Raw genomic sequence first — 26,675 nt, forward strand, 5'->3', positions numbered from 1 at the left:
ACTCAATATGGCAAAAATGAAAGGCGCTATTGAGGTGAATACCGAGAGGTGTAAGGGATGCAGCCTCTGCATCATCGCCTGCCCTCAGAAGGTAATCGCCCTTGCCAACAAAGTTAATCTGCACGGCTACCCATACGTGGAGGCAGTCAACGAGGAGGCCTGCGTAGGTTGTGCCTCTTGTGGCATTGTCTGCCCAGATGGTTGTATCACCGTGTATCGTAAAAAAGTGGAGGAATAATTATGGCAGAAAAAGGTGAAGTTGTATTGATGAAAGGCAACGAGGCTATTGCCCACGCTGCTATTCGTTGCGGATGCGACGGCTATTTCGGCTATCCTATTACTCCGCAGAGTGAAGTGATCGAGACGCTGGCTGAGCTGAAGCCTTGGGAGACTACCGGTATGCAGGTGGTTCAGGCCGAGAGCGAGCTGGCTTCTATCTACATGGTCTATGGTGCTGCCGGAGCTGGTAAGCGCGCCATGACTTCGAGTTCGTCTCCTGGTATCGCTCTGATGCAGGAGGGTATCACTTACATGGCTGGTGCCGAGGTGCCTGGCGTGTTTGTTAATGTTCAGCGTGGAGGCCCTGGTCTGGGTACAATCCAGCCTTCGCAGGGCGACTATTTTCAGGCTACACGTGGTGGTGGTAATGGCGATTACAAGGTTATTGTTCTGGCTCCATCATCTGTACAGGAAATGGCAGACTTTGTTGATCTGGCCTTCGAGTTGGCATTCAAGTATCGCAACCCCGCTATGATTCTGAGCGATGGTGTTATCGGTCAGATGATGGAGAAGGTTGTTCTGCCTCCATTCAAGCCCCGTCGTACCGACGAGGAGGTGATTGCGCAGTGTCCTTGGGCTTCTACAGGTAAGCCAAAGAACCGCGAGCGTGTGGTTATCACCTCGCTCGAGCTGAAGCCAGAGGCTATGGAGAAGCGTAACATTGCCCTCCAGGAGAAGTATGCTAAGATTCAGGAGAACGAGGTTCGCTTTGAGCAGAAACAGATGGACGATGCCGAGTATGCTATCGTTGCATTCGGTAGTGCAGCCCGTATTGCTGAGAAATCAGTAGAGTTGGCTCGCGAGCAGGGTATCAAGGTTGGCTTGTTCCGTCCCATCACGCTGTTCCCATTCCCCGAGAAGCAGATTGCTGAGCTGTCGAAGAAGGTGAAGGGTATCCTGGTAGCCGAGATCAATGCAGGTCAGATGGTACAGGATGTTCGCCTGGCTGTTAACGGAGCTGTGCCCGTAGAGCAGTTCGGACGTCTGGGTGGTATCGTTCCCGATCCTGAGGAAATCGTAAATGCACTTAAAAAGGTAATGTAAGACTATGGATAGAAATCAAATAGTTCAACCAGAGAACATCGTCTGCAAAAAGCCGACGCTGATGAACGACAACAACATGCACTACTGCCCAGGCTGTAGCCACGGCGTGGTACATAAGCTGGTTGCCGAGGTCATCGAGGAAATGGGAATGGCAGATAAGGCCGTAGGTGTATCACCTGTAGGCTGCGCTGTATTCGCGTACAACTATATAGATATCGACTGGCAGGAGGCTGCCCATGGTCGTGCTCCCGCATTGGCCACTGGTATCAAGCGCACTTGGCCCGATCGCCTCGTGTTCACCTATCAGGGTGATGGCGACCTGGCTTGTATTGGTACTTGTGAGACCATCCATGCCCTGAACCGTGGCGAGAACATCGTTATCATCTTTGTTAACAATGCTATCTACGGTATGACTGGTGGTCAGATGGCTCCTACAACCCTGATAGGTCAGAAGACTTCTACTTGTCCTTACGGACGTGATCCTGAGATTCATGGTTATCCCCTGAAGATGGCCGATATCGCTGCTCAGCTGGAGGGTACTTGCTACGTTACTCGTCAGAGTGTAGAGAGTGTTGCCTCTATTCTGAAGGCAAAGAAGGCGCTGCGTAAGGCCTTCGAGGCTTCGATGGCTGGCAAGGGTTCAAGCCTCGTAGAGTTTGTTTCTACCTGTAACAGCGGTTGGAAGCTCACTCCTGCTAAGGCTAATGAGTGGATGAAGGAGAATATGTTCCCCTTCTATCCAAAGGGAGACCTCAAAGACACAACGGATAAATAGAATGGAAAGGAATGGAAAAGAAGGTAAAAGGAATGGAAGGGACAATACTTTCAATCTTGAGACTAATGTCCCTTTCGCTCGGCTCTGCCGCTTGGCTCGTCCAAGAACTTCCCTTTTACTTCCTTTTAATTCCCTTTAACTTCATAAAAATATGAAAAAGGAAATTATAATTTCAGGTTTCGGTGGTCAGGGCGTACTCTCAATGGGTAAGATTCTGGCTTATAGCGGACTGATGGAGGATAAAGAGGTAACTTGGATGCCTGCCTACGGTCCTGAGCAGCGTGGTGGTACTGCCAACGTTACTGTTATCGTTAGCGACGAGCGTATCTCTTCGCCTATCCTGAGCAAGTACGATATCGCAGTAGTACTCAACCAGCCTTCACTCGAGAAGTTCGAGCCAAAGATCAAGCCCGGCGGTATTCTGATTTACGATGGCTTTGGTATCATCAACAAGCCAACCCGTAAGGATATTACCGTTTACGAGATCAACGCTATGGACAAGGCTGCCGAGATGAAGAACGGTAAGGTGTTCAACATGATTGTATTGGGTGGACTGCTCAAGGTAGCTCCTGTTGTTAGCGACAAGGGTGTTGAGAAGGCTCTGTTCAAGACTCTGCCTGAGCGTCATCACGGATTGATTCCTCTGAATATGGAAGCCCTTAAAGAAGGTGCCAAAATAATCGAAGAGATTAAGTAAGCAATCAACCGCATAGCAAGTAATCCCTCGCCAACTACGGCGGGGGATTTTTTTTGTGGAAAAAAGACGTATTTATTTGCATTTTGCGTATAAATGCTTAACTTTGCACACGATTTTGGTTAGATTACAAGCACAACAAATAAACTTTAAAAAACGTGATGAAAACTGGTAAATTAATTTTGGCTGCTGGCCTCCTGATGGCGGGGCTTAGCGCGCATGCCGAAGAAGGACCGCTATGGATGCGGTACACAGCCATCTCGCCCGACGGCAAGACTATTGCCTTTTCGTATAAAGGCGATGTTTATACTGTAGCTGCTTCTGGTGGTCAGGCCCGACAGCTCACCACTAATGCGGCCTACGATGCCTGCCCTGTATGGAGCCCCGATGGCACTAAACTGGCTTTCGCTTCCAGTCGCGAGGGTAGTATGGATGTGTATGTGATGGATGCTCAGGGCAGCGAGCCTGTGCGCCTTACTACCAACAGTTCTAACGAGGTGCCAATGGTGTGGCGCGACAACGAGCACGTGCTCTTCTCGGCTTCATGGATGCCATCGGCTCAGTCTATTCTCTTTCCTGGCGACGATCAGGTTTATGAGGTTAGCATCCATGGTGGTCGCCCACGCATGTTCTCAACCTTGCCAATGGAGGATATCAGCTTTGCCAAGGATGGTCGTATGTTGTATCACGACTATAAAGGCTATGAGGATCCTTTCCGCAAGCACCATCAGAGTCCTATCTGTCGCGACATCTGGCTGGTACAGGATGGACACTACACCCGACTGACCGACTTTAAGGGTGAAGACCGCACACCACGTTGGGCCGATGCCAACTCGTATTATTACACCAGCGAGGAAGACGGAACCTTTAATGTTTATCGCCGAAATATCGACGGCTCAGGCAAAAAGCAGCTCTCGCACCACAAGATGAATCCTGTGCGCTATCTCTCTGTAAGCAACGAGGGCACACTCTGTTACAGTCAGAACGGCGAGATTTACACTTTGCGCGAAGGTGCTGAGCCGCAGAAGGTTAACATTAGTATTAATGCCGACCGGCAGGATAAAGACTTGATTCGCCAGCTGCGTTCAAGCGGTGTTAACGAAATCAGTCTGTCGCCCGAGGGCAAAGAGGTGGCCTTTATTCTGCGTGGCGACATCTTTGTAACATCGGTTGAGTATAAGACAACCAAGCAGATTACCAATACACCACAGCAGGAGCGTAGCGTGAACTTTTCACCCGACGGACGTAGTCTGGTGTATTGTGCCGAGCGTGGAGGTGTTTGGCAGATATATCAGACCAAACTGAAGAATAAGGACGAGAAGCTGTTTACCTATGCTACCGCCCTGACTGAGGAGCGACTCACCAACAGCAACGAGACCTCGCTGCAGCCACAGTATAGCCCCGACGGCAAAGAGGTGGCTTACTACAAGAACCGTTCAGAACTCTGGGTTATTAACTTGAAGACAGGTCAGGAGCGCAAGGTGCTCGATGGTAAGTACAACTTCTCATACCGCGATGGCGATATCTGGTTTGAGTGGAGTCCTGACAGCAAGTGGCTGCTGGCTAGCTATATAGGTACTGGTGGTTGGAACAGCAGCGACATAGCCCTGGTAAACGCCAGCGGCAATGGCGAGGTTCACAATCTTACCGAAAGTGGCTACAACGAGGACGCAGCCCGTTGGGTGCTTGGTGGCAAGGCTATACTCTTTGAGAGCGACCGTGCCGGTTATCGCAGTCATGGCAGCTGGGGCGCTGAGAGCGACTACTACGTGATGTTCTTCGATGTTGATGCCTACGACCGCTTTACTATGAGTAAGGAGGATAAGGAAATACTCGAAGAGGCCGAGAAGGAGGCGAAGAAAGATGAGAAGAAAGACGATAAGGACGGCAAGAAAAAGAACGCCAAGAAGAAGGATAGCAAGAAGAAGCCCGAGCAGAAACCAAAGGCCGAAAAGCTGCTTACCTTCGACCTCGACAACTGTCGCGATCGCATTGTGCGTGTAACGGATAATTCGGCTCACATGGGCGATGCCGTGCTTAAGGGCGATACGCTTTATTATCAGGCTTCGTTCGAAGGTGGCTATGACCTCTGGGTGCACTATCTGCGCGAAGATAAGACTGAGTTGCTGATGAAGGGCGTTGGCGGCGGTCGCATGTATGCCGACAAGAAGTTTAATAACCTGTTTATGGCTTCGAGAGGTGGCATCAAGAAACTAGATCTTGGCAAGAAATCTACCAAGAATGTTGATTTTGAGACTGTGTTCAACTATCGCCCTTACGAGGAGCGTGCCTACTTGTTCGACCACATCTGGCGCCAGGTAAAGGATAAGTTCTATGTAGAGAATATACATAACGTGGATTGGGTGGGCTATCGCGACAACTATCGCCGATTCCTGCCTTATATTAACAATGAATACGATTTCAAGGACATGTTGAGCGAGATGCTTGGCGAGCTGAATGCATCGCACACAGGCGCCCGCTATTATCCTGACGGTGCATCACTCAGTACAGCCACGTTAGGTGTGTTCATCGACCAAAACTATCAGGGCGACGGACTGCGTATCGAAGAGGTTATCAAGCGTTCTCCATTGGCACAGAAGAAGACTGGTGTTGTGGCAGGATGCGTGATTGAGGCCATCGACGGCGTTGCCATCAAGGCCAACGACGACTACTTCCCATTGCTGGATGGTAAGGCAGGTAAGCGCGTACGCCTTAGCATACTGAACCCTGCCACAGGTAAGCGCAGCGACGTTACTATCAAGGCCATCAGTCGTGGTACCCAGAACGAGCTGTTGTATAAGCGCTGGGTTGATCGTCAGCGCGAGATGACCGACAGTCTCTCAGGTGGCAAACTGGCTTATGTGCATGTAAAGGCTATGGACAGCCCAAGCTATCGTACCGTTTATCGCGAACTGCTTAGCGACAAGAACCGCAACCGTGTGGCAGCTGTTGTCGACGAGCGTCATAATGGTGGCGGCTGGTTGCACGATGATCTGTGCACCCTGCTCAGCGGTAAGCAGTATCAGGATTTTGTGCCTCATGGCAAGTATGTGGGTTCCGACCCCTATAACAAGTGGGTAAAGCCATCGTGCGTGCTGATGTGCGAAGATGACTATAGCAACGGTCATGGTTTTCCATGGGTGTATAAGGAACTTAAGATAGGCAAGCTGATAGGTACACCCGTAGCTGGTACTATGACTGCCGTTTGGTGGGAGACCTTGCAGAACGGTATGATATTTGGTATTCCTCAGGTGGGTTGTCGCGATATGCGTGGTGTGTTCGGCGAGAATACAACACTCTATCCCGATATCGAGGTGTATAACACCCCCGAGGATTACATCAACGGTCGCGACCGTCAGCTGGAGCGCGCCGTTCAGGAGATGCTTCGTTAAAAATACTTGGTGATGTTAGCGTTGCTGAAGTTGTTCATCTCGTTGATCATGCGTACAGCTGAGTCGATGATGGGGAATGCACATAGCGCTCCGGTTCCTTCGCCAAGGCGCAGACCAAGATGGAGTAGAGGCTTGGCATCCACCATGTCTAGCATCAGCTTGTGGCCGCTCTCATCGCCACAATGAGTAAATATCATGTAATCCTTTGCCGCTGGATATAGCTTAATAGCGGCCAGCGCGCAGGCTGTCATAATAAAGCCGTCGACTAGTATCACCAGATGCTTCTCGGCGGCTTTTAGCATAGCGCCGATAGCTGCAATCATCTCGAAACCGCCGAAGTAGGCGAGTGGGGTGTTGGGGGAATGGTGATTGGTGTTGGCGTGATAGTTGGCTACAGCTTTTGATAATATTTCGTATTTGTGGCGGATGCCTGGGGTGTCGAGACCTGCGCCAGCGCCGATACAATCTTTCAGAGGAATGTCGCCAAACAGATGCATCCAAATGCTTGAGGGCGAGGTGTTGGCGATACCCATCTCGCCGATACATAGCACCTTGCAACCTTCGGCGATACAATCATCCACCATATCGCTACCTATCTGGATGGCTTGGACGAATTCTACCTCACTCATGGCTGGTTCGTAGAGAAAGTTCTTAGTGCCACGAGCTATCTTGCGATGGATGATGCCTTCGATACCTGATAAATCATAGTCTACGCCTACATCTATTATTCGCAACTTAAATCCATGCTGTCGGCAGAACATATTCACGCCGCCTCCGCCGTGGGTAAAGTTGATCATCTGCTGCCAGGTAACCTCGCGAGGAGACACGCTCACACCTTCGCGCTCTATGCCGTGGTCGCCGCCAAATAGCAAATGACAGGGATGAGCCAGCGATGGCTCTAATGTCTGCTGAATCAAGCAGATCTGCATAGCCAACTCTTCCAGACGACCTAACGAGCCCTTGGGCTTATTCAGGTTGTCTATCTTCTGCTGTATTGCTGTTTGCAGCGATTTGTCTGTAGGTTGTATATCAAAAACCAGCATTTTAATGTTTAATCTTTCGCTCGGCTTTGCCGCTTGGCATCGCCAAGAATGTTTAATGTTTAATCTTCACCGCTATCCCGCTCACCATCAGTATCACTTCATCAGCCTTCTGGGCTATGTATTGGTTCATCCAACCTTGCAGGTCGGTAAACTTGCGTTGCAGCTGGTTGGTGCTCACACCGCCCAGCCCAATCTCGTTGGTCACAAAAATGTAGGTGGCATCGTGCTGGGTAAATGCGTCGAACTCTTTCTTAGCTTCGCTAAGTGTCTTATCTACTTCAGAATCAAGCTGATAAAAAAGATTGGTTAACCAAAGCGTGATGCAGTCTATCACCACCACGTGCCCTGTCATGTCATGCTTCGACAGATGAATCTCCTCCTCTATATTGGTCCACTCAGGGCCTCGGCGCTCTTGATGTTTCTTCACTCTCTCGCGAAACTCATCATCCCAGATGTGGGCTGTAGCCAGATAAACAGGGTGGCTACTCAGCGATAACGCCAGCTCCTCAGCCTTGGTACTCTTGCCCGAACGCTGTCCGCCTGTAATCAAAATAATCTTCTTCATTGTGCACAAACCACTAAATAAATCGATAGTTCAACCAGCAGACAAACGGCTCCGCAGCAGTCGCCCGTATAGCCGTGAATCCTGCGCCAGATGAGCAGGTAGAGGAAATACATCACCAGAGCGGGGATGAAGATAATCAGGTCCCAACGAATGCCTGTATACCAGATGTATGCTGCCATGGGCAAGAGTCCCTGAACAGCCAGACTTACGCCTGCCTGCCAACTGATTTTGCGATAGATGGTCTTGTTCTTTGCCTCGTCTTCGCGTCGGGCGTATGGCATCATCGTGATGAGTTGCGATGTCACCATCTTCGAGTATGGATCGGCAGCCAGAATGGTGAGTGCTGCCAGTTCGGGTGTCATCGAGAGCAAGGCTGCTGCCAGTAGCAGTTCGTAGCATATCAGTCCGATAACGCCGTAGGTGCCAATGTGCGAATCCTTCATGATAACCAGGATGCGTTCGCGATTGCTGCCGCCGCCACCGAATCCGTCGAGGAAGTCGGCCAGACCGTCCTCGTGCAGAGCGCCTGTCACCAACAGTCTTACCACGATGGCCAGCACTACGGCTACCGTATATGGCAGATACCAACTGCCAAAGTAGAGTGTGGCTGCCATTGCGCTACCGGTAATCCATCCGGCCAGAGGCCAATGCTCTACTACCGTTTGATAGCACTCCTTTGGTGGCTGATGTAGTCGCCAGAAGGGCAGTCGTGTAAAGAATATCAGCGCCGCCCAAATGCGGTCGTACCAATGCGTCTGATCAATATTTAATTGCATATAATTCTATTTTGTTGGCAAAGATACAAAAACTTTTTGTACTTTTGCAATCAGAAATCAATATATTATAAAAAGGTGAAGAAAATATCTTGTATTATAGTAACGCTGGCTTTGCTTTGCGGATGTGTGGGTAAGAATGGCAAGAACCAGACACAGAATGCCGATGCTAATGCTGATTCTGCGGCAGCCATCACAGTAAAATATGCCAAAGAATTTAGTGTTCGTGATACAGCTGGTATCCGATTGGTAGATATAGGCGATAAGTATCATTTTGCGTTGACAAAGACGGATGCTGATGTTCCTAAGGAATATACTAAGATTCAGGTGCCTATCGAGCGAACCATCTGTATGACGGCTCTACAGCTATCAAACTTTACCATTCTCGATGCCCACGATGTGGTTAAAGGCATCACGGGTACAAAGAATCTGTTTAACAAGGACATTCTGAAACGTGTGAAGGATGGAAGGATTGTTAAGATTGGCATGGAGGGTAATTTCGATACCGAAATGGTGCTTGCTGCTAATCCGCAGGTGATATTGATTTCGCCATCGAAGCGTGGCGGCTACGATGCTATCAAGGAAACAGGTATCACATTGATTCCTCATCTGGGATATCAGGAACTCGATCCACTAGGACAGGCCGAATGGATTAAGTTTGTGGGTATGCTTATTGGCAAGGAAAAGGAAGCAAATGAGGTGTTTGCCGGTATAGAAAAGCGATATAACGAACTGAAAGAGAAAACGCAAAAGGTTGAAAATCGCCCAACGGTACTGAGTGGCGAGATGCATTATGGCAACTGGCATGCAGTTGGCGGCAAGAACTATCTGGCACAGATATTCCGCGATGCAGGAGCCGATTATGTGATTAACGACGATGAGACAAGCGGAGAGAATCTGGAGTTCGAGAAGATTTACTCTATTGCAGCCAATGCCGATTACTGGCGTATTCTGAATAGCTATCCCGATGAGTTCTCTTACGAAGCCCTGAAAGCTTCAGAGCCTCGCAACGAACTGTTCAAGTCGTTCAAGGAAAATAAGGTGATATATTGTAATATGAAGAAGACGCCTTATTACGAAATCTCGCCTGTTAAGCCCGATGTGCTGTTGAAGGACTTTGTTGCCATCTTCCATCCAGAGTTGATTGAGTCTGATTATAAGCCTGTTTTCTATCAGTTATTGAAATAGAACCTACGGATTAATTTATGAGAGCCTCCAGATTTATAGTCCTTTTGATTGGTATCGTTGTTCTGGCGATTGTTAATCTGCTATTGGGATCGGTCGAGATTCCTGTGGCTGATGTATGCCGGATTCTTGTTGGAGGCGAGTCAAACGAAATATGGACTAACATTATCTGGAAATCACGCCTACCACAGGCATTAACAGCTATAGTTGCCGGTGCGGGTCTTGCTGTTAGCGGTCTGCAGATGCAAACCGTTTTCCGCAATCCGTTGGCAGGCCCTTCGGTACTTGGTATTTCTAACGGTTCTGCTCTTGGCGTTGCCTTTGTGGTGTTGCTTTCTGGCAGAATCGGCGGTGTGGCTTTAAGTCGTCTTGGCTACCTTGGCGATGCGGCTATGAGTGTAGCAGCTATCATCGGTGCACTAGCTGTTCTGATGCTGATAGTATGGTTGTCGCAGAAGGTAAAAGGCAATGTCACCTTATTAATTATAGGTGTGATGATAGGCTATCTGGCTAATGCTATCATCGGCGTGCTGAAATTCCTGTCACCAGAAGAGGACGTAAAGTCGTTTGTAGTCTGGGGCTTGGGTTCGTTCTCTCGAGTTTCTGGCGATGAGATGATACTCTTTGTGGTGCTGATGTGCGTACTGTTGCCTTTGGCTTGTCTGCTGGTGAAGTCAATGAATCTCCTGCTGTTAGGCGATCGTTATGCGGCTAATCTAGGCTTGAATATCAAGCGTGCCCGATTGCTAGTCATTGTCAGCTCGGGTGTGTTGGTAGCTATCGTTACAGCCTATTGCGGACCAATCATGTTCATTGGTCTGGCGGTACCACATCTGGCCCGAGCCATCTTCCGTAGCAGCGATCATTGCGTGTTGATGCCTGCCACGATGCTTTGTGGTGCAGCATTAGCATTGGTTTGTAATCTGATAGCCCGTATGCCTGGATTTGAGGGCGCTCTACCTGTCAACTCTGTCACCGCTTTGGTTGGTGCTCCCGTGATAGCAGCCGTTCTGTTCCGTCGCCGAAAGGACGAAGTTAACGAGTAAGTTATTGATAGACTTTTCCCTCGTCATCAATCAGCATGATGGTAAGTTGGCCGTTAGGTAATAGCGGCTTACAATAATCTGCACAATGATTGATGATAGTCTTGGCAAATTCGCTGAGTTTATCCTTTGGTAGCTTCTCCCAAATTTCTCGTGCCAGAGTTATGTTGCTGATGTCGATGTCGCAAACTGCCTCATCCAGCATCTGCTTGATAAACTCCTTATCCATCACCGATTTCCTGCTGTGAGTATCCAGATTACCTGCTGCCAGTTTTACAGCTTTGCCCAACATCACACCAAGTGTAACTGCCTTGAAATCCTGTTCGTTGGCTATCTTCAATGTCTCGCCGATATAATTGCCGTATTCTACAAATGCCTGTTGGGGCAGAGTGGGATAGAGGGCTTTTACAAACCGCTCACTCTTGCCTCCGCTGTTGATGACTACTCGTTCTGAGCCCGATGCTTTAGCCACCGTCATGCATTTGCGGATACTATCGATAAAAGCCTCTTCTGAGAATGGTTTTACGATACCTGACACGCCGATGATTGAGATGCCGCCCTCGATACCTAAGCGAGGATTAAATGTCCTGCGAGCAATCTCTTCGCCTTGCGGAACAAAGATGGTAATATTTAATGGTGAATGCTCATTGGTCAGCGGCATAATATTCTTAACAATCATCTCGCGAGGTGCTTTGTTGATAGCTGGCTCGCCTGGAGGATAATCGAAGCCAGGGAGTGTAAATACGCCTACACCTATACCTCCTTCAATCTCTATCAAATCTCGTTTTCCAATCATGAGCGTGTCTTCAACTATTGCCCCGATCTCCAATCCATCCGTCACATCTGGGTCATCACCAGCCTCTTTAATGCAGAAAGCATAGTCATCTCCATAACCCACAGCTACCTTAATCGTCTCTCCGTTAGGTAAAACCACAGGAACTTCATCAGGTGTCTCGCCTTTCTTTAATCGTAGAGTCTGAGCTACAGCAGCCGCAGTAGCACAAGTGCCTGTGGTCAATCCACTATGTAGCGGATAGAACTCCGGCAACAGCTTCTCAACTGATCTGCGTAATCCGTATGGGCCATTTACTGTGGTGAATGTATCAGGTAAGTCTGGGCGTTTCAGTACGATAATCCTCATGCCTTGGGCTTTTGCCGCCTCCACTTTCTCTACGAATCCACCACTTATGCCGCTTTCCTTCAGCAGTATGGCATCTGCTTTTATCGGCATGTCGTTGGGATTCTCATAATAGCATAGCTGTTCGTTGCTGGCTCCTTGTTTCAGGGCTAGCGCTATCGACGATTCTCTGTTCAGTATGCGATAATAAACCTTGATGCCTTCTGCCTCTAGAGGCTTTAGCTTAGCGATACTCTGAACACCCGTTGTTGCTAGCAGACTATTGATATCTCGTGGTATCTGGCTGTAGTCATCAATCCAGCAGATACTCTCGTCTCTTGGTGGATAGATGCGCTCATAGCGTATTACTGGGATATCCAGCGCCACAGATACCTTTTCGATTGTTTGGTGTAGTTGCGATGCAAAGGGATGGGCAGCATCCACTATTAATCTGATGCTGTGTTCTCTGCAAAAAGCTAACATTGCCTCCTCATCAAGTGCTCCGTCAATGCGTTGCCCGTGATGCAGAGTAATTTCCTGTTCGCCGGTCTTAGTGCTGTAGAAATAGCCCTTACCTGCTTCCTCCAATACTTCTATGGCTTTGCGCCCCTCTGTTGTTCCTCCAAATACTAGTATCATGCTTCTCCTTTTCTAAATAGATGAGTGAAATGTTTTGAGTATAATTCTGATAATCCTTGGCGATTATCTATTGCTTCGCCTACAACGAGCATTGTGGTGAGAGTCAGATGGTTATCTTGTACAATCTTCGCCAAGTCTTTAAGTTTTCCGCGATAGATTTTCTGATCGGGCCAAGTAAGATGATAGCAGGCTGCAACGGGTGTATCCTCAGGATATTCCTGAAGCAGTTCGCGCTGCACATCGTCTACGATAGATGCTGATAGGAAGATGCACATCGTGCTCTGACTGCGAGCCAGCAGATGTAGCTGTTCTTTCTCCGGCATGGGTGTGCGGCCTTCGCCGCGAGTTAGTATGATGGTCTGGCATCGCTCAGGGATGGTGAACTGACTCTGCAACTCTGCTGCAGCAGCCAAGAACGATGATATGCCTGGAGTGATGTGATACCTCATATTGTTGGCATCAAAGAATGCCATTTGTTCCTGGATAGCACCAAAGATGCAGGGATCGCCAGTATGCAGGCGAACGATGAAGTGCCCCTTATCGTAATGCTCCTTCATCAGCTCGCATTGCTCTTCCAGATTCATATCGGCCGATGAACGAACCACAGCTCCAGGCTTATGACATTCTGTAAGCGCCTTAGGCACTAATGAGCCTGCATAGAGAATCAGGTCGGCACGTTCCAACATCTTTCTGCCGCGAACTGATACCAGATCAGGATCGCCAGGGCCAGCACCAACTATCTCGATGTGCCCTTCTTGTTCGCGCAGATATTTATAGTCGATGGCAAGTGCTGCTGTCCAGTTCTTGCCTTTTACTTTAGGAACTATGAGTTTGCCGTTGTTAGAGCCTAAGATGGCTGCTGCCTCACACACGCTGGGAGTACCCACATGCTTCTTTACCGTATCACTTGGATTCGGTACTTCCACCTTTGCCAACTGTTCGGCTGTATAGAAAACCAACTCCTCGTTGTACTCATCAACCAGCATCGCGCAAAACTCTTCGTCTTCCTTCACGTCGATGGTGCAATAGCGCTTGTAGCAAGGTAACACGCCAATGCTGCTTAATGTCTCGTCTATCTGGTCGTAGATATCCTCGTAATCATCAGGATGACTGGCTAGTCCAAAACCTAATGCTGCAATCATGGGTACAAAATGCAGTTCTAGTACGCCATAAGGCGCGCAGAGGTTATAGGGCGATACGATGATGACAAGACTATATTTCTTGGGGTCGACTTCTTCCAGACTGTTTACTACCGTTACATGTGGCGGCAGCGACTTTTCCAGATAGTCGGTTCCTTCATCGCGTATTTTCATCAACAGGGCTGTAGGCTTCTTGTTGACGAAGGCAAATATGCATTCGTTCATATCGTCATCGCTGGCGATGGACCAGTTAAAGCGGTCGGCAAATGTATCCAGCGCCCATAGTCCGGCATTGTCGCTTTGGGTGGTAATCACCTCTCGGGCGCCTATCAGGGCAGATATTTCGCGAGTCAAATCGTTGGCTCCGCCCACATGTCCGCTCAGAACCGATATCACATTCATTCCCGTACTGTCGATACAAATCACGGCAGGGTCTTCGTGCTTGTCTTTGATGAATGGTGCAATGGTACGAACGCAGATGCCCATGGCTCCGATAAAGACAAAGGCGTCGTATTCCTGCCACAATTTGCCTACATCGGTACGTTTGATGGCTTTAGCGCTGTATGTTTGCTGCAACTCGCTGGCAATCTCGCTGCCGGCTTCGCTTATTTGTATAATGGCTATTTGCTGCATTTCAATATCTCTATTGGGTTATAATCGTTTAATTGTATTCTAAGTGGCGCCTCTTGTTTCAGATTCAGCTCTTGGCAGGCTTCGTTCCAAAGTTGATGACTATCGGTATGAACCATTGGCGATGTCACGCTGTTCATCACGATGCAGCCGTCATCGGTCAATACCGTCAGAACTTTGGCGATGATATCCTTCAGTCTGCCGCCGTGTCCGCCAATGAATACGGCATCAGGGCGGGGCAGGGATGATAGGTCGGTTTCCAGGAAATCGCCTATATGGATGCTGATGCCAGGAGCGCCAAATTTCCGGGTGTTGTCGTGGATAATGGCTTCGCATTCAGGACGAATCTCGAAAGCTTCTATCTGCAGATGGGGGAACTGTAACTTGGCTTCGATGGATACGCTACCTGTACAGAAACCGATATCCCACAGCACGTGTCGATTGGGTAAGTCGAGTGCCTGTAGCGATAGCAGACGTATCGGCATCTTGGTAATCATTTTTTCGCGCCCATCGAGAAGTGTGAACTCGGAGTCGGGGATGCCATACCGCTTGCTCAGACCACCCCTGGCCCCTCCTACCTTCTTGGACAAGCCAAGCGGCATAGCCGAGCGAGGAGGGGAAATAGTTAGTATGATGCAGTTGGGATTAGCGAATTCGTGTTGCGATGCTTCTTCGAGAGTGAGAGTCGTTACCTTTTCAAGAGAGGGATTGCCCAAGTGCTCGCCTACATACATATTATAATAGGTGTAGCCATAGTCAATCATCCTTTGGGCTATGGCGGCGGGGGTGTGTTCGCGGTCGGTCAGTATGCCTATCTTCTCGCTGCCTTCTATCAGGGCTTTGTCGAACTCAGGCCAAGGGCGACCTGTAAGCGATACGATTCGCATATCGTGATAAGGCATCACCAGCTTGTGGGCCAACATTTGTAGCGAGTTGAAGGTGGGGTGGACCACTATCTCTGCCTCCGGCATCTTTCGCTTGATGGTATTGGCAAAGCCGAAGAACAGCGGATCGCCCGATGCGAAAACGATGATGGATGAGGAGTGTGGAGTGAGGAGTGAGGAGAGAGATTTGTATTGCGCAAAAACGTTGTCCAGCGGTATGGTAATGTCTATCCATTCTGCATCCGATGGTAGCAATGATGCTACAATCTCATGGTGGCGCTTACCACCTGAGAATATCTTTCCTTGTTTAATGATCTCCATCACCTCAGGAGGAAACCAGGGATGCGGATTGTCTGTTATTCCGATAACAATGAACTTCATAAGCAATCGGGTATCTGATAAAGGTGAGTATAGCTGGCCAACACGTTCATATGTCTGAATATGGGTGTTGCCACAGGCTCGCCTTTGGCATTATAAACTTGGGTGATGCTCTTTGGCGTGTCGCCAACAAACTGGGTATAGTGGAACTCATGTCCTCGATATTCCTTACCGTCCAGCATCAAGCGGCGATAACCCAATGATAGTTTCCTGTCAGCTTTTCGTGCTGAGATAGAGTAGGGCAAAACGCCACACATGGGGTATTCGCCATCGTCAGTCTTGATTGATTGGCACAGATACATCATACCTCCGCATTCTGCAAAGATGCGTCCGCCTTGCTCTGCGTAATCCTTGATGGCTTTGCGACAAGACTCATTAGCTACCAGAGCTTCAAGATGTTTCTCTGGGTAGCCTCCTGGGAGATAGAGCAAGCCCACATCATCGAACGATGGGAAATCAGTCTCTGGGTCGAAGAATGTCACTTCGCCAAAGCTGTCTATCACCTCTTGGTAGAGGAACGAGAACGATTCTGAATTGCGAGCAATCAGAGTTCTTTTAACTTCTCCCATTCTACTTTTTCTTCTAATAGTTCTACAATCTTTTGGCTCTCAGTATGTTGCGAGAAATCTAATCCCAGATAACGTGAGCCTTGTTCGAGTGCGGCAGATTTTGGCAGATAGCCATAGCACTTTATTCCCAAATCATCGCAAACCTGACGGAGCATTTGGAAATGCCGTTCACTTCCCACCTTATTAAATATAATGCCTGCAATTCGGATGTCTTTCCTGAAATTGACGAATCCTGAAATAAGTGCTGCCATAGAATAGGCAGCCGATTTTGCATCGACCACTAATACCACAGGGATATCGAGTACTCGGGCTATCTCGTACGACGATCCTTTTTCGCGATCGTATCCGTCGAAAAGCCCCATCATGCCTTCTACTATACAGATATCGGCATCGTTGCCATAACGGCAGAACAGCTCGCGTACATGTTCTGGCGAAGCCATAAACGTATCGAGGTTGATGGATGGGCGACCGCAAACAGACTGGTGGAATTTTGTATCTATATAGTCAGGTCCGCACTTGAATGGCTGAACCTTATAGCCCTTGTCTGTGTACAACTTCATCAGTCCTCTGGCAATTGTTGTTTTGCCCGAGCCGCTTGTTGGTGCTGCTATTAGGAATGCTGGTTTATTTGACATCGCATGTTGATTTTGGTGCAAATTTATAAAATTTCCACAAATATTGCGCTATTCATCAAAAAAAGTTGTATCTTTGCAACGAAAAATAAGGCAATCTGGTGGTCGATGCCGCCATGATGTAAGGGAATCCGGTGAGAGTCCGGAACTGTACCTGCAGCTGTAATCCTCGATTTAGGAGGTCTGCCTGTATAACGCCACTGACAACGAAGTCGGGAAGGTAAGGTAGATTGAGGAAAGTCAGAAGACCTACCGAAGTGAGAGCAGAACCAAGCTTGCTTGAGTTATGCCGTAAAGAAAAAACAAAAACCGTTCAGGAGTTAGCGGTTGGAAAAATGAAATGTTGATGAAACTAAAACAGAAATTGGCTTTTGGCCTCTGGCTGTTTGCTGTTTGCGCCAGCGCTCAGACTGATATCTGGCGTAGCGATAGCATTCAGGAGGTGGTAGTTACAGGTACTGGTACGCAGCACCTGCTGAAAGATACGCCTGTGCAGACGGAGGTGATAACTCAGAAAATGCTGCATAATTATGGCGGTAAAAGCCTTGAAGATATCTTGGCAGGCTTAACCGCATCGTTTGCTTTTGCCGAAGGTGATATGGGTTCTCAGATGCAACTCAATGGCTTAGGCAACAGCTATATCCTGATTCTGATAGACGGCAAACGTATTCATGGCGATGTGGGTGGCGAGAACGACTTGGGGCTTATTGATCCGCACAATATTGAGAAGATAGAAATAGTTAAGGGCGCCCAGAGTGCACTTTATGGCAGCGATGCGATGGCAGGTGTCATCAATATCATTACGAAGAAACATACCGAGAAAGGACTTTATGCTGATAACACCACTCGCTACGGCACGCACAATGATTTGCGCCAGCATAACAGCGTAGCGTTCAGGGTAGGAAAACTCTCGTCGCAAACCAATTTCCAATTGCAGCGTAACGACGGTTGGCAGAATACCACAGAAGAGTATGCTGAGGCAACTGTGCTGACAGATAGCAAGAACAAGACTGTCAATCAATTCAAAAATTGGCAGATAGCCGAACGCATCACCTATCAATTAGCACCAAACGCCCAACTCTATGCCGAGGGTTCGTACTATAAAAAGAACATCCTTCGTCCTCAGAATGGCACGCACCCCAGCTGCGATGTGTATACTTACGATTTGCGATACAATAACGCTTCGGCATCAATAGGCGGCAAATGGAATCCTGGCGGAAAGAAGGATATCATCACACTCGATGTAGACTGGAACAAGCACGCCTACTATTACGATTATACCAAAGGCACCTACGAGTACATATTGCTGAAAGGTGAAGAATATGGCGCTCTTGACGGCGAATGGTACTCGGTATTGATGAAGCCAGGACAAAGCAAACTTCAGAGTGATCAGCAGCGTGTGATGGGACAGTTGAAGGGTATTTTCTATCTGCCTTACAACAACACATTGAGTGCTGGTGCCGAATACCGCTATGATTATCTGAAAGCGCCTGACAGAACTGAAACAGGAACTGCCAGCGACCAGACGGCAGCCCTCTATCTGCAGGACGAACTCGACATACAGAAATGGCTGAACATAACAGCTGGCCTTCGTCTGGTGGATAACCGTAATTTCGGCTTCCGTCTTACTCCCAAAATAAGTGCTATGCTATCGGTTGATGATTTTCGCTTCCGATTGGGTTGGAGTCAGGGTTTTAAGACGCCTACCGTTAAGGAGTTGCATTACCGTTATCTGCATGTGATGGGAAGTAGCACTTTCTTTAATATAGGTAATACCAGTCTCGATCCTCAAACCAGCAACTATTATTCAGCTAATGCCGAGTATCGCGGACGCAAGTTTACAGCTTCGCTAACTGGTTATCTGAACAAACTCGACAACATGATAGCGCTGGTAAATGTGTCGCCAGGCGAGATTCCTGCTGGCGTCACTACCGCTTATCAGGGCGATGGCAGTAGCAATGTTCAGGCTCGCATGTATAAGAATATGGATGATGCCAGAACTTGTGGCATAGATGTGACGATGTCGTATAAACCGATGAAAGGTCTGGCGCTGAATGCAGCCTACAGTTATCTTGACACTAAGGCGCATCTTTACGACGAGCACAAAGACAGGGTGAATACTGTAGTCATTGATGGTACAGCCCATCATAAATGGAACGCATCGGCTATGTTCAGCCATACCTTCAGTCCTAATTATGCCTTGGGCATTAGTCTGTCAGGTCGAGGCAGCAGCAAGCGCTACTATCAGAACAATGGCGATGGAAAGGCTTTCCAGATATGGCGCATCAATACCACACACGATATTGGCAATCAGAACAAGATGCTGGCATACAAGCTGGAGTTTGGTGTAGACAACATCTTTAATTATGTAGATCGCACCATGCGTCCTTACCATCTTGGCAACAACACATCTGGTACCACGGTATATGCTACCTTCAGCATCAGATTAAAATACGGAAAACGTGTAAATAATCATTCAATAACAACAAAACAAAAAAGTAATTATGAAGAAGATTAAGTCATTTTTGGTGGCTACATTAGCATTTGCATTGGTAGCCCCAGTTTTCACCGCATGTAGTAGCGACGATGACAACACCAAGGAAAACATCATCTCAGAGTTTGCTGTCAACGACCAGATGGTAGCTGCACAGAAGGCAAAATCTGGTAAAGATGTTGCAGTTCTGCTGGTAGCTTTTGGCTCAACATGGAATAATGCCTTCCTGGCTTTCGACAAGACCAAGGCAGCCTACGAGCAGGCTTTCCCTAATGCCGATGTCTATGTTTGTTTCTCAAGCGATATCTGTATCAACCGTGCCAGTGTTGGTGAGAATACCGACGACAATGGTAACATCGTAAAGCGCGACTATTATGAGCCACGTTATCTGCTCCATGCTATCGGTGCTGCTAAGTACAGCAAGATCTACGTACAGTCATTGCAGGTTATCCCTGGCGAGGAGTTTGCTGCTGTAGTAGCAAGTGTTAAGAAGTTCATGAACAATGGTTATCTTGGCGATGCCCACCTGGACGATGCCTATCTGGCAAAGTTGGCTGATAATGAAGCCATCTTCCTCGGCATGCCTCTGCTGAACGATCCTGATGTCGACGTTCCTGAGGTAGCCAAGCAGCTGAATTCACTCTACGCTTCTGAGGCACAGCAGGGTGTAGTTGCTTTCATGGGTCATGGTAACCCTGACACCTACGATACCTTCAAGGCAAATGTGCGTTACCAGCAGCTTGAGGAAGAACTGCAGAAGCTTAATCCTAGCTATTTCGTAGGTACTGTTGATATGCCAGATAACTATAAGCAGGACGTTCTGGCTCGTATGCAGGATAAGGGTTTCAACAATGGTAAGGTATATCTCCATGCCCTGATGTCAATCGCTGGTGACCACGCTCACAACGATATGGCAGGCGAAGGCGATGAGTATTGGGATGCAAGCGACGAGGAGAGCGAGGATAACAGCTGGTTCGAGTTCTTCACTCACAAGGGTTATAACGCTACCGTTCCTGTATCAGGCAATCACCCACAGGGTCTGCTGGAGCTTTCTGGTGTACTGAATGTATGGATTAACCATACCAAGAATGCTGAGTTCCTTGAGGATGCTTATCACTCAATGTATCCAGAGGAGTAATTATTAAAATTTTCGTTTAATGAAATATAAGTTATTTTCTCTATTAGTGGTACTCCTTTCGGGGAGTACCGCTTTTTCGCAAATTCATAGGATGGAGCGTAAGGATTCATCTGCAGTCCATCGTACGTATAACCTCAATCCTGTGGTGGTAACAGGTTCTGGTCACCACCAACGACTGAAAAGCACAGCTACGCCCGTACGGGTACTCTCCAGTCAGGAGATACGCGAGCAGGGCATCAGCACCTTCGATGGCGCATTAACCCGTATGATGCCTCAGGCCTCGATGGCCCCCAGTAGTATGGGTACGTTTCTCAGACTGAATGGTCTTGGAAACAAATATATCCTGATATTGATAAATGGTCAGAAACTCTCAGGCGACATATCTAATAATGTTGACCTGAACCGCATCAACATGGCTCGTGTCAAGCGAATCGAAGTGCTCGATGGAGCTGCCTCGTCGCTTTATGGTTCTGATGCCATTGCTGGTGTCATCAATATCATCACCGATCAGCCAACACAGAATCTGGTAAGTGTAACAAGCGATACCCGTGTTTCTGGGCATGGCGTATTGACAGAATCGGTAGGACTCGATATCTATAAGAACGGCTTTGGCTCGTACACATCCTTTGCCTACGATCGGGCAGATAGTTATCGCACCAACGATTTGGAATACATCAAGGGCTCCGACACAGAAACTCAACCCTCGATAGCCCCCTTATTTACAGGCTATCGGTCAGACGTTTTTAGTCAGAAATTTACCTATGCCCCCAATCAGCATCTGGCGCTGAATGCAGGCATAGACTATTCATATAAGATTACCGACCGCCCTGAAACCCGTCAGGACATAACCGGCGGCACCGACTATGAGATGCGCTATAAGGGACTGCGCTGGAACGTGGGCGGCATCTATAAGTTCTCTTCTAAGAATTCTATCCAGGCCGATTTCGTAGTAGACCGTTTCCGCTACGGCAAGGAGTACGATGTGGCTACAAAGACTTATAATATAGGCGACTATGTGCAGTCTAAGAAGCAACTCATGATGGAGGGGCAGCTCAAAGCCATTCTGGGGCTCACCACCAATTCTACCACCATCTTCGGAGCCGACTGGCGCAAGGATTACCTCACGGCTACCAGCGGTAATATCGACCAGCATGTGTATTCGCTGGCGGGCTATGCGCAGCACGAGATGAGGTTCCTCAGCAACTTCACGGCTACACTCGGCCTGCGCCTTACTCACCACGAGACGTTCAACACCCAGCTCACGCCTAAGGCCACGCTGATGTATGCCCCAGGCGATTTCCGCTTCCGCGCCACTTACTCGGCCGGTTTCCGTGCGCCTGGTCTCGACGAGCTCTACTACCACTACTTCTCGGTGAACCGTGGCAAGGCGCAGATCAGCTTCGGCAATCAGGACCTGAAGCCCGAAAAGAGCCACTACTTCGCGCTGAATGCCGAGTATCGCACTCAGGTGCTTGCCCTCAGCATCACGGGCTATATCAACCGCATCAACGATATGGTGGTGAAGCAGAATGTAGATGTTGACGATGCCACTAGAAGAATGCTGATGGCCGAGTTCCCTGAGATGACGCAGGATCAGGCCGACAAGATGATCAGCTATGCGCTGTATCAGAATAGCGATAAGGGCAATGTGAAGGGTGTGCAGGTCAATGTGTCGGCTAATGTGTTCCGCGGTTTCAACCTCTCGGCCAACTATGTGTATACCTACGCCCGCACCCTTAGCGACGACACCTGGATCGTGTTGGAGCGCAGCATTCGTCATGCGGCTACCGTTGCTGCCAACTATCACCACGTGTGGGGCAAATACGGACTTACAGTTAACCTGAACGGGCGCCTGCAGTCAAAGACCTATTATACGGGCAGTTACGAGGATGCTCCGGGCTTTGGCTTGTGGAATCTTAATACCACTCACTCGTTCGATGTGGCTAAATGGGCCTTCGTGCAGCCCAGCATCGGTATCGACAACCTGTTTGATAAGGTTGATCGCCGTGCCGACTCGTCTACTCGCAAATATGCGCTCTATACACCAGGACGAATGCTTGTAGTGGGATTAAAAGTTAAATTTAAGTAGCAGATATATGGGAAAGATCATCGTAGCAGGTATCGGGCCTGGCAGTCCGCAAGACATGACTCCCGCTGTACTGGATGCAGTACGCGAGGCCGACGCGGTAGTGGGCTATCAGTATTACTTCCAGTTTATCCGGCAGTATGTGCGCCAGGATTGTGAGTGTATTGATACTGGCATGAAGAAAGAACGCCAACGCGCCGAGCTGGCCTTTGAACTGGCCGAGCAGGGCAAGACGGTGGTAGTGATCTCTTCGGGCGATGCCGGCATCTATGGCATGACGCCTTTGATTTACGAAATGCAGAAGGAGCGAGGGGCTGATATTGAGATAGTATCGCTACCAGGCATTTCTGCCTTCCAGAAGGCAGCATCGCTGCTGGGTGCGCCCATCGGGCATGATACCTGTATCATCTCGCTGAGCGACCTGATGACGCCTTGGGAGTTGATAGAGCGCCGCATCCAGGCGGCAGCGGTAGCCGACTTTGTAACGGCTATCTACAATCCCAAGTCTCACGGGCGCTATTGGCAGTTGTATCGCCTGGTAGAGCTGTTCCTACAGCATCGTTCGCCCGATACGCCTGTGGGCTATGTCCGTCAGGCTGGGCGAGACGAGGAGGTGGTAAAGGTTACCACGCTGGCCGATTTCGACCCTGAGGATGTTGATATGTTTACCGTTATCATCATCGGCAATTCGCAATCGTATATCTCCGATGGCAAAATCATCACTCCCCGTGGCTACTATACTTCCTCCCCTAAGTTAGGGGGCTTAGGCCAACAAATTATGATTGAGTCATTCCGCACCATCGAGGGCGAACTCCGCCGTCATGATTATCCGTTAGACCACAAGTGGGCGCTGCTGCACGCCATCCACACTACAGCCGACTTTGATATGGAGAACATTCTCTATACTGACGAGGGGGCCGTAGAAACGCTATTTAATAAGGTGAAGAGTGGCCAGCTGAAGACTATTATTTCTGATGTCACCATGGTTACAAGCGGCATCCGTAAGGGCGCCCTCCAGCGCCTGGGCGTTGAGGCCAAGTGCTATCTCTCTGACCCACGCGTAGCCGAAATGGTCAATAATCAAATCACTCGCACCCAGGCAGGCATCCGCTTGGCCGTTGAGGAGCACCCTGATGCACTCTTTGCGTTTGGCAATGCCCCCACGGCTCTGATGGAGCTTTGCGACTTGATTCGCAAGGGCAAGGCCCATCCGGCAGGCATCATCGCTGCGCCAGTAGGCTTTGTGCATGTGCGCGAATCAAAGCACATGGTGAAGCCCTTCCGCGATATTCCTAAAATCATCGTCGAAGGTCGCAAGGGTGGCTCCAATCTGGCAGCTACACTCTGTAACGCCATACTCTGTTTCGACGATGCCGCACAACTTAAACCTGGTCGTGACCTATGAAGCAGTTACATCCCGTGATGTTCGTGGGTACAGGCAGCGATGTAGGCAAGAGCGTTCTGGCTGCTGCATTCTGCAGGATATTCCGTCAGGACGGCTACAAGCCGGCTCCCTTCAAGGCGCAGAACATGGCGCTCAACTCTTATGCCACCCCCGATGGCTTGGAGATAGGTCGTGCACAGGCTGTTCAGGCCGAGGCTGCCGGCGTGCCCTGCGAGACGGATATGAATCCGCTGCTGTTGAAACCCCAGAGCGACCACACCTCGCAAGTCATCCTGCATGGCAAACCCGTAGGCAGCAAGCATGCCTACGATTACTGGCGCCGCCAAGTTCCCCCTCCTGAGGCAGGAGGGGCTAGGGGTGGTCTGAACAATCTCAATTATCGTCAGGAAGTCTGCACGGCCTTCGACCGCCTTTCGGCCAAATACAATCCCATTGTGATGGAAGGTGCAGGCAGCATCTCCGAGATCAATCTTCGTGATACCGACCTGGTTAATCTGCCCATGGCCCGCCATGCCAAGGCCGACGTGATACTGGTGGGCGATATCGACAGGGGAGGGGTGTTTGCTTCGGTTTATGGCAGCATAGCCCTGCAGTCGCCCGAGGATAGGAAACTGATTAAAGGCGTGATTATCAATAAGTTCCGTGGCGATATGCGCCTCTTCGACGAAGGCCGCCGCATGCTCCAGGACCTCTGTGGCATCCCTGTTTTGGGCGTGGTGCCTTACTTCAAGGATATCCATATCGAAGAGGAGGATAGCGTGGCGCTGGCTCAGAAGTCGTGGCAGCTCATGCAGGGCAAGATTAATGTGGCTGTGGTCATGCTGCAACACCTGTCTAATTATACCGATTTCGATGCCTTAGAGCGCGATCCGCGCGTGCATCTGTTCTATACCAATAATGTCGACGATATCAGCAAGGCCGATATCATCATTCTGCCAGGCACCAAGACAACCTTAAACGATCTCTATGAGTTGCGCCGTAACGGCTGTGCTCAGGCCATCGTCAAGGCCCATCGCAATGGCGCCTCTGTGCTCGGCATCTGTGGCGGCTATCAGCTCATGGGAATGGAAGTGTGCGATCCTTATCGTGTGGAGGGCAACATCGAGCGCCTGCCAGGACTTGGTTTGCTGCCCATCACTACCACCATGAATGGCGAGAAGCGAACCCGACAGGTAACTTGCGATTATGGTACGGGCTACGAAATCCATATGGGCGAGACCGTGCCGTTTGGCGATGCCCCTGCCAAGCCGCTTACTATCATGGATGATGGTCGCGAAGACGGCTATGTGGTCAGCGATAAATGCATGGGCACTTACATTCACGGCATCTTAGATAATGCCGCGTTTGTCGACAAGCTGCTCAGTCCCTTTGCCGATAAGATAGAGCATGCCTCCGAGCAGTTTGATTATCAAGCCTTCAAAGAGCAGCAGTACGATAAACTCGCCGCCCACGTCCGCCAGCATGTAGACATCGACCAGATTTACCGCATATTATCAGATAATTAACTCTATCTGATAAACATAAAAAAAAAATCACGGCAAGTTTTTGATGCTTGTCGTGATTCTTTTTTTTATAAGCCCATACATGATGTAGCTCCCAGTGCCGTCAGTATGGCCGTAGCCACAGATGCAATAATCTGCACGATGAATTTGATAGTTTCCTTCTTTGTCATAGTCTTCAATGTTTTAAATGGTTAATCCCCAGGGTTAGGGGTGAGGCCGCCGGTTGGGCCATCGTCCTCGGGATCCTCGATGTCGCCCGTGTCGGTGCTGGTAACGCGCTTCACCTCTTTGCCATCGCGGTCGTAGCAGGTAATCTGCACGGCAGTCTTGGACAACTCGTCCTTCAGCTCTACATCGGGGGTGAAGATGATGCGGCGACTTGAAATAAGTCCTGCCTTAACGTCCTCTACCTTCTCTACGCTCTTGGCGCGCAGACCGAATCGCATAGTGCCCAATCCTGGCAGCGCTACCGAGTGGCCCTCAGTGGCCCACGCCTTGATCACCTCGCCGGCTGCATCCCAGCATGCCTGCATCACACCCTTACTTACTCCGCTGCGAAGGGCAGCCTCCTTAATTACCTTGTCCTGAGTCAGAGCGGTATAGAGCTCCGGCATCATGATGTAGCGGTAGGTGCCCGCATAGGTGCCAATCTTCTGCAACTTCTCTTGTGCTTTAACTTTCAACATAATCTTTAATTTTTACGTAGTTTGTTTTAAAATTTTACTTAACTCTCATTGTCGCCATTCGAACTTTGTTTTTGCTGCCACACGTGGGCGTTTTTCCTAGTGCACGTGAGAAAAAGTTTTTCCGCGTGCGCGGCGCCATTTCCATTCTCATTTTGACGATGCAAAGGTACGAAAAATTCGCTAGTTATGCAAATAATACTTCAAAATAAACACGCAAAAAAGCTGTCTTATACTGATATAGGTTGACACATTTAGAAACTTAATAAATGTGTTAGACTTATGAGAATTTTAAATCCAAGGATTCCAGAAGAGAAGAAAGCGGAGATTATTTCTGCTTATTTGAATGGTACCAACAGTTATGAAGAGTTGGGAAAGTACTACAATGTTGAGCCAAGTACGATAAGATGTTGGGTAAGCCGGTACAGAAAATCAAAAAATGTTGTATCTTTGCAGGCGGATACCAAACCGCTTGAAGATATGGCACGTAAAAAGAAAGAGGAGAAATCTCCTGAGGTACTGGCACTCGAAGCTCGCGTTCGTGAGTTAGAGTTGCAGAATCTGGCCCTGAACACGCTGATTGACG

General features: G+C 49.0%; 21 protein-coding genes, 1 pseudogene and 1 riboswitch. Of the genes and pseudogenes, 13 read left to right on the forward strand and 9 right to left on the reverse strand.

Annotation, left to right across the window (positions count from 1 at the left end):
• Positions 1-7: 7 nt before the first annotated feature.
• The 5 genes from BUB86_RS15105 to BUB86_RS15125 all read left to right on the forward strand — a co-directional run bounded on the left by BUB86_RS15105 (position 8) and on the right by BUB86_RS15125 (position 6,184).
• Complete coding sequence (locus BUB86_RS15105; RefSeq protein ID WP_028904302.1) at positions 8-238, forward strand: ferredoxin family protein; 231 nt, start codon at positions 8-10, stop codon at positions 236-238.
• A 2-nt stretch (positions 239-240) separates the two neighbouring features.
• Positions 241-1,323, forward strand: coding sequence for a 3-methyl-2-oxobutanoate dehydrogenase subunit VorB (locus tag BUB86_RS15110; protein ID WP_073211025.1), 1,083 nt, complete (start codon positions 241-243; stop codon positions 1,321-1,323).
• A 4-nt stretch (positions 1,324-1,327) separates the two neighbouring features.
• The gene (locus BUB86_RS15115; RefSeq protein WP_073211027.1) at positions 1,328-2,098 is read left to right on the forward strand and encodes a thiamine pyrophosphate-dependent enzyme; all 771 of its coding nucleotides are present in this window, start codon (positions 1,328-1,330) and stop codon (positions 2,096-2,098) included.
• Positions 2,099-2,249: 151 nt separating this feature from the next.
• Positions 2,250-2,795 carry a 2-oxoacid:acceptor oxidoreductase family protein gene (locus tag BUB86_RS15120; RefSeq protein ID WP_073211029.1) on the forward strand — a complete coding sequence of 182 codons (546 nt, stop codon included), beginning with the start codon at positions 2,250-2,252 and terminating at the stop codon, positions 2,793-2,795.
• A gap of 158 nt (positions 2,796-2,953) precedes the next feature.
• Positions 2,954-6,184 (forward strand): S41 family peptidase, encoded by a 3,231-nt coding sequence (locus BUB86_RS15125; RefSeq protein ID WP_073211031.1) that lies wholly within the window; start codon positions 2,954-2,956, stop codon positions 6,182-6,184.
• On the opposite strand, the gene cobT is transcribed toward BUB86_RS15125, so the two are convergent.
• The 3 genes from cobT to BUB86_RS15140 are packed head-to-tail and all read right to left on the reverse strand — an operon-like array spanning position 6,181 to position 8,568.
• A complete protein-coding gene (gene cobT / locus BUB86_RS15130; protein ID WP_073211033.1) occupies positions 6,181-7,227 on the reverse strand; it encodes a nicotinate-nucleotide--dimethylbenzimidazole phosphoribosyltransferase in 1,047 nt (348 codons plus the stop codon). The genes BUB86_RS15125 and cobT overlap by 4 nt on opposite strands.
• A gap of 52 nt (positions 7,228-7,279) precedes the next feature.
• Positions 7,280-7,792, reverse strand: a complete 513-nt coding sequence (cobU, locus tag BUB86_RS15135; protein WP_073211035.1) for a bifunctional adenosylcobinamide kinase/adenosylcobinamide-phosphate guanylyltransferase — start codon at positions 7,790-7,792, stop codon at positions 7,280-7,282.
• Positions 7,789-8,568 (reverse strand): adenosylcobinamide-GDP ribazoletransferase, encoded by a 780-nt coding sequence (locus BUB86_RS15140; RefSeq protein ID WP_073211037.1) that lies wholly within the window; start codon positions 8,566-8,568, stop codon positions 7,789-7,791. The genes cobU and BUB86_RS15140 overlap by 4 nt, the downstream gene beginning before the upstream one ends.
• A gap of 75 nt (positions 8,569-8,643) precedes the next feature.
• Here BUB86_RS15140 and BUB86_RS15145 point away from each other — a divergent pair, with 75 nt between their 5' ends.
• A complete protein-coding gene (locus BUB86_RS15145; RefSeq protein ID WP_073211040.1) occupies positions 8,644-9,753 on the forward strand; it encodes an ABC transporter substrate-binding protein in 1,110 nt (369 codons plus the stop codon).
• Between the two features lie 17 nt (positions 9,754-9,770).
• Positions 9,771-10,796, forward strand: a complete 1,026-nt coding sequence (locus BUB86_RS15150; protein ID WP_073211041.1) for an iron ABC transporter permease — start codon at positions 9,771-9,773, stop codon at positions 10,794-10,796.
• A gap of 1 nt (position 10,797) precedes the next feature.
• On the opposite strand, the gene cbiD is transcribed toward BUB86_RS15150, so the two are convergent.
• The 4 genes and pseudogenes from cbiD to BUB86_RS15170 form a co-directional block, all read right to left on the reverse strand.
• Positions 10,798-12,549, reverse strand: a complete 1,752-nt coding sequence (gene cbiD / locus BUB86_RS15155) for a cobalt-precorrin-5B (C(1))-methyltransferase CbiD (protein ID WP_073211043.1) — start codon at positions 12,547-12,549, stop codon at positions 10,798-10,800.
• Positions 12,546-14,321 (reverse strand): precorrin-4 C(11)-methyltransferase, encoded by a 1,776-nt coding sequence (cobM, locus tag BUB86_RS15160; RefSeq protein WP_073211044.1) that lies wholly within the window; start codon positions 14,319-14,321, stop codon positions 12,546-12,548. Before cobM ends, cbiD begins: the two co-directional genes overlap by 4 nt.
• Positions 14,309-15,583 (reverse strand): precorrin-6y C5,15-methyltransferase (decarboxylating) subunit CbiE, encoded by a 1,275-nt coding sequence (cbiE, locus tag BUB86_RS15165; protein WP_073211046.1) that lies wholly within the window; start codon positions 15,581-15,583, stop codon positions 14,309-14,311. The genes cobM and cbiE overlap by 13 nt, the downstream gene beginning before the upstream one ends.
• A pseudogene (locus BUB86_RS15170) lies at positions 15,580-16,784 on the reverse strand (cobyrinate a,c-diamide synthase). The gene cbiE and the pseudogene BUB86_RS15170 overlap by 4 nt, the downstream one beginning before the upstream one ends.
• 79 nt (positions 16,785-16,863) lie before the next feature.
• Positions 16,864-17,053: riboswitch (cobalamin riboswitch) on the forward strand.
• A gap of 74 nt (positions 17,054-17,127) precedes the next feature.
• On the opposite strand from BUB86_RS15170, the gene BUB86_RS15175 reads away from it, so the two are divergent.
• The 5 genes from BUB86_RS15175 (at position 17,128) to BUB86_RS15195 (ending at position 25,409) form a co-directional block, all read left to right on the forward strand.
• A complete protein-coding gene (locus tag BUB86_RS15175; protein ID WP_073211068.1) occupies positions 17,128-19,299 on the forward strand; it encodes a TonB-dependent receptor plug domain-containing protein in 2,172 nt (723 codons plus the stop codon).
• Positions 19,286-20,413 (forward strand): sirohydrochlorin cobaltochelatase, encoded by a 1,128-nt coding sequence (locus BUB86_RS15180; RefSeq protein ID WP_073211050.1) that lies wholly within the window; start codon positions 19,286-19,288, stop codon positions 20,411-20,413. The genes BUB86_RS15175 and BUB86_RS15180 overlap by 14 nt, the downstream gene beginning before the upstream one ends.
• A gap of 91 nt (positions 20,414-20,504) precedes the next feature.
• Positions 20,505-22,502 (forward strand): TonB-dependent receptor plug domain-containing protein, encoded by a 1,998-nt coding sequence (locus BUB86_RS15185; protein WP_175549523.1) that lies wholly within the window; start codon positions 20,505-20,507, stop codon positions 22,500-22,502.
• Between the two features lie 7 nt (positions 22,503-22,509).
• Positions 22,510-23,904, forward strand: coding sequence for a precorrin-3B C(17)-methyltransferase (gene cobJ, locus BUB86_RS15190; RefSeq protein WP_073211057.1), 1,395 nt, complete (start codon positions 22,510-22,512; stop codon positions 23,902-23,904).
• Positions 23,901-25,409: a cobyric acid synthase gene (locus tag BUB86_RS15195; RefSeq protein ID WP_073211060.1), complete on the forward strand. Its 1,509-nt coding sequence runs from the start codon at positions 23,901-23,903 to the stop codon at positions 25,407-25,409. Before cobJ ends, BUB86_RS15195 begins: the two co-directional genes overlap by 4 nt.
• Positions 25,410-25,474: 65 nt before the next feature.
• Here BUB86_RS15195 and BUB86_RS17765 read toward each other — a convergent pair whose 3' ends face one another.
• Both BUB86_RS17765 and BUB86_RS15200 read right to left on the reverse strand, forming a co-directional pair.
• On the reverse strand, positions 25,475-25,576 hold the full coding sequence (locus BUB86_RS17765) for a smalltalk protein (RefSeq protein WP_175549524.1): 102 nt from the start codon (positions 25,574-25,576) through the stop codon (positions 25,475-25,477).
• A 21-nt stretch (positions 25,577-25,597) separates the two neighbouring features.
• A complete protein-coding gene (locus tag BUB86_RS15200) occupies positions 25,598-26,095 on the reverse strand; it encodes a DNA-binding protein (RefSeq protein ID WP_073211062.1) in 498 nt (165 codons plus the stop codon).
• Positions 26,096-26,371: 276 nt separating this feature from the next.
• Here BUB86_RS15200 and BUB86_RS17310 point away from each other — a divergent pair.
• The coding region (locus BUB86_RS17310; protein WP_139261642.1) for a transposase at positions 26,372-26,675 on the forward strand (304 nt) is incomplete at its 3' end.

This window comes from Xylanibacter ruminicola, from assembly GCF_900142525.1.
GTDB lineage: Bacteria > Bacteroidota > Bacteroidia > Bacteroidales > Bacteroidaceae > Prevotella > Prevotella ruminicola_A.

Coding starts and splice junctions, on each gene's coding strand:
- BUB86_RS15150 (WP_073211041.1), top strand. CDS start 9,771: ATGAGAGCCTCCAGATTTATAGTCCTTTTGATTGGTATCGTTGTTCTG.
- cobU (WP_073211035.1), bottom strand. CDS start 7,792: ATGAAGAAGATTATTTTGATTACAGGCGGACAGCGTTCGGGCAAGAGT.
- BUB86_RS17765 (WP_175549524.1), bottom strand. CDS start 25,576: ATGACAAAGAAGGAAACTATCAAATTCATCGTGCAGATTATTGCATCT.
- BUB86_RS15175 (WP_073211068.1), top strand. CDS start 17,128: ATGAAACTAAAACAGAAATTGGCTTTTGGCCTCTGGCTGTTTGCTGTT.
- cbiD (WP_073211043.1), bottom strand. CDS start 12,549: ATGATACTAGTATTTGGAGGAACAACAGAGGGGCGCAAAGCCATAGAA.
- BUB86_RS15125 (WP_073211031.1), top strand. CDS start 2,954: ATGAAAACTGGTAAATTAATTTTGGCTGCTGGCCTCCTGATGGCGGGG.
- BUB86_RS15140 (WP_073211037.1), bottom strand. CDS start 8,568: ATGCAATTAAATATTGATCAGACGCATTGGTACGACCGCATTTGGGCG.
- cbiE (WP_073211046.1), bottom strand. CDS start 15,583: ATGAAGTTCATTGTTATCGGAATAACAGACAATCCGCATCCCTGGTTT.
- BUB86_RS15120 (WP_073211029.1), top strand. CDS start 2,250: ATGAAAAAGGAAATTATAATTTCAGGTTTCGGTGGTCAGGGCGTACTC.
- BUB86_RS15195 (WP_073211060.1), top strand. CDS start 23,901: ATGAAGCAGTTACATCCCGTGATGTTCGTGGGTACAGGCAGCGATGTA.
- cobJ (WP_073211057.1), top strand. CDS start 22,510: ATGGGAAAGATCATCGTAGCAGGTATCGGGCCTGGCAGTCCGCAAGAC.
- BUB86_RS15180 (WP_073211050.1), top strand. CDS start 19,286: ATGAAGAAGATTAAGTCATTTTTGGTGGCTACATTAGCATTTGCATTG.
- cobT (WP_073211033.1), bottom strand. CDS start 7,227: ATGCTGGTTTTTGATATACAACCTACAGACAAATCGCTGCAAACAGCA.
- BUB86_RS15185 (WP_175549523.1), top strand. CDS start 20,505: ATGGAGCGTAAGGATTCATCTGCAGTCCATCGTACGTATAACCTCAAT.
- BUB86_RS15105 (WP_028904302.1), top strand. CDS start 8: ATGGCAAAAATGAAAGGCGCTATTGAGGTGAATACCGAGAGGTGTAAG.
- BUB86_RS15115 (WP_073211027.1), top strand. CDS start 1,328: ATGGATAGAAATCAAATAGTTCAACCAGAGAACATCGTCTGCAAAAAG.
- BUB86_RS15110 (WP_073211025.1), top strand. CDS start 241: ATGGCAGAAAAAGGTGAAGTTGTATTGATGAAAGGCAACGAGGCTATT.
- cobM (WP_073211044.1), bottom strand. CDS start 14,321: ATGCAGCAAATAGCCATTATACAAATAAGCGAAGCCGGCAGCGAGATT.